At 40.8% G+C, this 6,000-nt stretch carries 3 protein-coding genes; 2 read left to right on the forward strand and 1 reads right to left on the reverse strand.

Annotated elements, in window-relative coordinates:
* The first annotated feature begins 219 nt into the window (after positions 1-219).
* A complete protein-coding gene (locus A4245_RS12425; RefSeq protein ID WP_067728361.1) occupies positions 220-645 on the forward strand; it encodes an organic hydroperoxide resistance protein in 426 nt (141 codons plus the stop codon).
* A gap of 34 nt (positions 646-679) precedes the next feature.
* Here A4245_RS12425 and A4245_RS12430 read toward each other — a convergent pair whose 3' ends face one another.
* A complete protein-coding gene (locus tag A4245_RS12430) occupies positions 680-2,389 on the reverse strand; it encodes an Rqc2 family fibronectin-binding protein (RefSeq protein ID WP_067728363.1) in 1,710 nt (569 codons plus the stop codon).
* Between the two features lie 95 nt (positions 2,390-2,484).
* Between A4245_RS12430 and A4245_RS12435 the strand changes: the two genes are divergently transcribed.
* Entirely contained in the window at positions 2,485-5,139 is a 2,655-nt protein-coding gene (locus A4245_RS12435; protein ID WP_067728365.1) for a calcium-translocating P-type ATPase, SERCA-type, read from the forward strand.
* The last annotated feature ends 861 nt before the right edge of the window (positions 5,140-6,000 follow it).

The raw sequence follows: 6,000 nt of genomic DNA on the forward strand, positions 1-6,000 counted from the left end.
TTAAGAATCACGAAAACAAGCATTACTTTCCGTCAAGTTAGCAAGGAGATTATTAATGGTTTAAGTTTAACTCAGTTAAACTAAACATTTAAATTTATTTTATTGGAGCCAAAGTTGAGTATTATTGGCCTCTGTACGTGACTTCTCTTAATTGAACATGTTTAACAATCCTGAAATAAAGGAACAATACAACAAACGATTAAAAAGGGAGTGGACGTGTTGAGTGATATTATTTTTACTTCGACTGCAACAGCAAAAAACGGCAGGGACGGCCATGTGAAATCGGATGACGGCTTAATCGATCTGGATTTAGTGAATCCTGCAAAAGGCAAATCCGATAAAGAGGGTTCAAATCCGGAACAGTTATTTGCTGCAGGATATTCTGCATGCTATGATGGCGCATTAAATTCGGTAGCATCACAGCAAAATAAGCAAATTGAATCCGAAACAACCGCAGATGTCAGTTTTATGAAGGATAAGGACGATGGTGGTTATAAGATTGGTGTCACGTTAAATATAAAAATCGAAGGGGTTAACCCTGAAGAAGCACAGGAATTGGCAGAAGCTGCTCACCAGGCATGCCCATATTCCAAAGCGACAAGAGGCAATATAGAAGTTAAACTGAACCCGCAAGCCGTTCAGTAGGCAATGGCTAAAAAAAGGATGATCCCTTATGGAATCATCCTTTTTTCCTTAGTTTATCAACTGTTTCTTTTGTTGGTGTTACATAAAGTGTTTTCTGATTTTCGTATGTGACATAGCCTGGTTTGGCACCGTTTGGTTTTTTGACATGTCTTATCGTTGTATAATCAACTGGAACAGAAGAAGAGTTTTGAGATTTACTGAAATATGCAGCTAGCTCAGCAGCCTCCAGCAGCGTCTGTTCGCTTACTTCCTTCGATCTGATGATGACATGCGATCCCGGTATATCCTTTGTATGCAGCCATGTATCATCGCGATGTGCCAGTTTCGTAGTTGCATATTCATTTTGTTTATTGTTTTTACCGACAAGAATCAAAGTGCCGTCCGTTGCCACATATTCTTCCGGTACAGGTTTTGAAGGCTTGTTTTTTTTGCGATTTGTTTTTTGTCTTTTCAAATAGCCTTCTTCCCGCAGTTCTTCACGAATTTCTTCAATATCTTCCACCCCTGCAACATCTATTTGCTGCAGCAATTGATTAAAGTAATCTATTTCCTCCTTTGTCCTGCTAATTTCATTTTGGACTACCTGCTTAGATGTTTTCAGCTTTTGATATGTTTTGAAATAGCTTTGTGCATTCTCGCTCGGTGACTTGTTCTGATTAAGATCAATGGCAATCTCGGACTGATCGGGGTCATAATAATCCGTAACAGTGATTACCGTATCACCATGTCTGACCAGATGCATATGGGCGGTAAGCAGCTCTCCCATTTTCTGGTAATGATCAGCTTTTTCCGCTTTTTTAACTGTTTGCATATGCTTTTTTAACTTCCGTTCATTTTTATTTTTTTCATTTTTTATAAACCGGTACAGATCTTTTGCTTGTTGTTTGACACGATCTCGTTCTGCTTTTCCGGAATAGAAGCTATCCAGCATGGAATTAACTGTCTCAAACAGCTCTTGCTCTCCCTTATGGGAAGTAATGGGGAGGACATGAAAATCTTCCTTGCCATTACGGTAAATTCCCGGTGAATATTTGTTTAAGAGTAGTTGCTCCTGAATCTCCGTAAACTTTTCCATATAGGCTTCATTCGTTCCAAAATTGGCTCTGTTTGTTATTTCTTTTGTAATAAACGGGGAGAACCCATCAAGAATGCCCACCATTTGCATATCGATTTTACCAGCATTGAAATCGAGTTTCCTGATTAATTGCTCTCCATCGATTTCCAAAGGATTCAATTTGTTTTGGGATGGCGGCAGCTTATATTCCTGCCCCGGAAGGATCGAACGGTGCCGGTTTTGCGACATGGATATATGCTTAATGCTGTCAATGATATGTCCCTTATCCTTATCAACGATCATTACATTACTATGCTTTCCCATCAGTTCTGCAACAAGTAATTTTTGACTGATATCTCCCAGTTCATTTCTTGTCTTGATGGAAAAGGTGACGATACGTTCCATTCCATATTGCTCAATACCTTCCAGAATGGCACCGGAAAGATGTTTTCTTAGTACCATGCAAAACATTGGTGGTTCTTTCGGATTCATATATATATCATCTGTCAGATGAAATCTCGCATAGGTTGGATGAACGGACATTAATAAAGAATGGTTTTTCCCCTGACTTCTGATTGTAAAAACAAGTTCTGTGGAAGTTGGTTGGTATATTTTAGTTATTTTTCCCGAAATCAATTTATCTTTTAATTCTTCTGTAACTGCTCTTGTTACGATACCATCGAATGGCATAAAATCACCTCTTGCGCAATTATAGCATTTTTTCAGGTTGATAGGCATAGAAATGTAGTAATAGCTTGTACTATCAAATGCCCGGAGGAATGCAGATGAAATGGTATCAAATGGATGCAGAAAAAGTTGAACAAAAATTGCATGTCACTGCTAACAGGGGACTGTCCCCCAAACAGGCGGAAGTGCGTCGGAAACAATATGGTGAAAACATCCTGGAATCAAAGAAAAATACTTCCAAATGGCTTATTTTCCTAAAGCAGTTTCAGGATTTCATGGTGATTGTGTTATTGGCTGCCACGTTGATAGCTGGATTGCTTGGAGAATTTGTCGACGCAGTAGCTATCATGGTAATTGTATTGATTAACGGATTTATTGGTTTCTTTCAAGAACAAAAGGCAGAAAATTCTTTGGAAAGGCTAAAAGAATTATCAGCACCGATGGCGAATGTCCTTCGGGATGAGAAATGGACAAAGATATCATCGAGAGAGGTTGTAGTAGGGGATATTGTAAAAATTAATAGCGGTGACCGGATTCCTGCTGATATCCGCATTCTCAAATCAAACAGTATGGAGACGGAAGAGTCGGCACTTACTGGTGAATCATTGCCGGTAAGCAAACATGCTACAGCAATAAAACAAGATCATCTTGATGTACAGGACCAATCGAATATGGGGTTTATGGGAACGCTTGTTACTAGAGGTTCCGGGATAGGCATCGTAGTTGGAACCGGGATGAATACCGTTATGGGACAAATTGCCTCGCTTATGGAAAATACGAAAAAGATGATAACGCCTTTGGAATTAAAACTTGCAGAACTTGGAAAGATTTTAATTGTCGTCGCATTGCTGCTTACCGTGTTAGTAGCCGGTCTGGGTGTCATTCAGGGTCATCCGATGTATGAGATGTTTCTTGCAGGTGTTTCTCTGGCCGTCGCAGCCATTCCGGAAGGGCTGCCTGCAATTGTAACGGTTGCTCTTTCACTTGGTGTACAGCGGATGATTCGAAAAAAGGCCATTGTCAGAAAGCTTTCGGCGGTGGAGACATTGGGATGTGCATCAGTCATATGTTCTGATAAAACAGGGACGATGACAGAAAATCAGATGACGGTAAAGGAAATATTTTTAAATGGAGACTATCTGTATGTTTCCGGTGATGGTTACCAGATTCACGGTGATTTTTTTCTTGATCGGGAAAAAGTGGAGCGAGCCTATCCCAATCTCGAAAACATGCTTTTATATGGCATGCTGTGTAATAATGCCTCTCTATATGTCAAAAAAGGAAAAAATTATATTGATGGTGATCCCACAGATGGTGCACTGCTCGTTGCAGCAAGGAAAATGGGGTTAACAGCATCACTAGGTGAAGATTATCGCATCGTAAAGGAATTTCCATTCGATTCAAACCGAAAAAGAATGAGTGTCGTCGTTGAAGATAAAAACAAAATGCGATTCCTGATTACGAAAGGCGCTCCGGACGTTCTGCTGCCGCGATCATCGTTCTTTCTGGACAAGGACGGAAGGAAACTGATGAAGCAGCAAAATAAAGTCCAAATTGAAAACGCGATTAACGGCATGGCTAATAAAGCTTTAAGAACAATCGCGATCGGTATGAAATCTTTATCGGCTAATACTCCTCTGGATTCCGCTTTGCTGGAAGACGAGCTGACATTTATCGGCCTATACGGATTAATGGACCCTCCGAGGAAAGAAGTAAAGTCTGCTATAAGTGAATGCCGTGAAGCAGGCATAAAAACTGTCATGATTACTGGCGACCATGTGAACACTGCACGAGCAATCGCCAAAAATTTAAATTTGCTTCCTGATCACGGTCTTGTTCTGGAAGGCTATCAACTAAATAAAATGTCGCCAGAAGAACTTCGCAGTGTCATAGAAGACACATATGTTTTTGCCAGGGTGACACCGGAACATAAGCTAAAGATCGTTAAGGCTTTCCAGGAAAAAGGGCATATCGTGGCAATGACGGGTGATGGTGTCAATGATGCTCCTGCAATCAAAGCAAGTGATATCGGTATCAGTATGGGAATAAGCGGTACAGATGTTACAAAAGAGGCATCCTCCTTGATTTTGATGGATGATAACTTTGCCACAATCAAGTCTGCAATTCACGAAGGAAGGAATATCTATGAAAACATCCGTAAATTCATCAGATATTTACTGGCCTCCAATGTAGGGGAAATACTCGTCATGCTATTTGCCATGCTACTTGCTCTGCCGTTGCCGCTGATACCAGTTCAGATTCTTTGGGTCAATCTTGTTACAGACGGTCTTCCGGCGATGGCACTTGGACTTGATAAGGCTGAAGAAGATGTCATGAAACGGGATCCAAGAAACCCTCGTGAAGGAATCTTTTCAAGAGGATTAGGCTATAAAATAATAAGCAGAGGTATTCTCATTGGTACTGTAACCTTAATTGGATTTGTGGTTACGTATCAAAATAATCCGGATAACTTAATCTTCGCCCAGACAACGGCATTTACCATTTTAGTGTTGGCACAATTAATTCATGTTTTCGATTGCAGAAGTGAGCATTCTATATTTGCCAGAAATCCATTTGAAAATATTTATCTTGTCTTTGCAGTGATTTCTTCATTACTGCTTCTGCTCGTAGTTGTTTACTGGCCACCACTGCAGCCAATTTTTCATACAGTGAGTCTTTCACTTACTGACTGGATGCTCGTCACTGCATTGGCAGCAATCCCTACCGTTTTATTCGGTTTTACAAAAAAATGAACTTTTAGAATAACCCGGAAATCGACATTTGTTTCCGGGTTATTTAGTTATAAAACTAGTTAACTGTCGCAGAGTGGGATTGACAATTAAGACTTGGTAGAATGAGGAATTCTCCGAGATACACAGCTTAAGTTGACTCTGTATTAACTGTTTGGTCAATGAAGTTTGGACTACAAGGATCTTTCGTTTATTTAGCAGTTTTTATCTTTGATATAAAATACGAAGTAACTGTAAATTTATTACCGAAACTGTGCTCTTGTCGCCGTCCGGGATCGCTCTGGGCGGATGCTTTCCGCGGGCACGGCCTCAGCCCCGAAGAGAAAACCACTCTTCTGGTCTTCGGACACGTGCTTTTCCCGCAGGACAAGGAACGCTTCGTCAGCATTCGCATCGCACGAAGAAAATTGGTTTGTATTTTCGAGGAGTCACCGCCCGCCACTCACCCGGACTGGTGAAGTTGTATAATTAGAATTAATCGCTCTTATGAATGAAGTTTATTGCCATCAAGCTAAAAACAGCTCTGGGAAATACACTGCGCTTTTCGCGGGCGGCTGGTGAGCCAACTTGCGCTAAAGGGCTGCGTTGTCTCACCGATGCCTATGCTCCCGCAGAACAAGGAATGCTTCGGCAGCATTACATCGCACGCAGAAAATGCGGATGCATTTTCAAGGAGTCTCCGTGTATTTCCCGGAGCTGGTTAGAAGATTAATGCCAATTATTATCCTTGAAATAGCTAATGATTACGGATGAATTTATGTCGTTTATTTTAAAAATGTTAGATGCAGAATTCTTTTTTGAAAAAACTCCATACCAGCAGCCCGTATACACGTAGACTCCAGCGGGAGGAAAGGCATAGGTGAG

The organism is Oceanobacillus damuensis, assembly GCF_001618145.1.
GTDB lineage: Bacteria > Bacillota > Bacilli > Bacillales > Amphibacillaceae > Oceanobacillus > Oceanobacillus damuensis.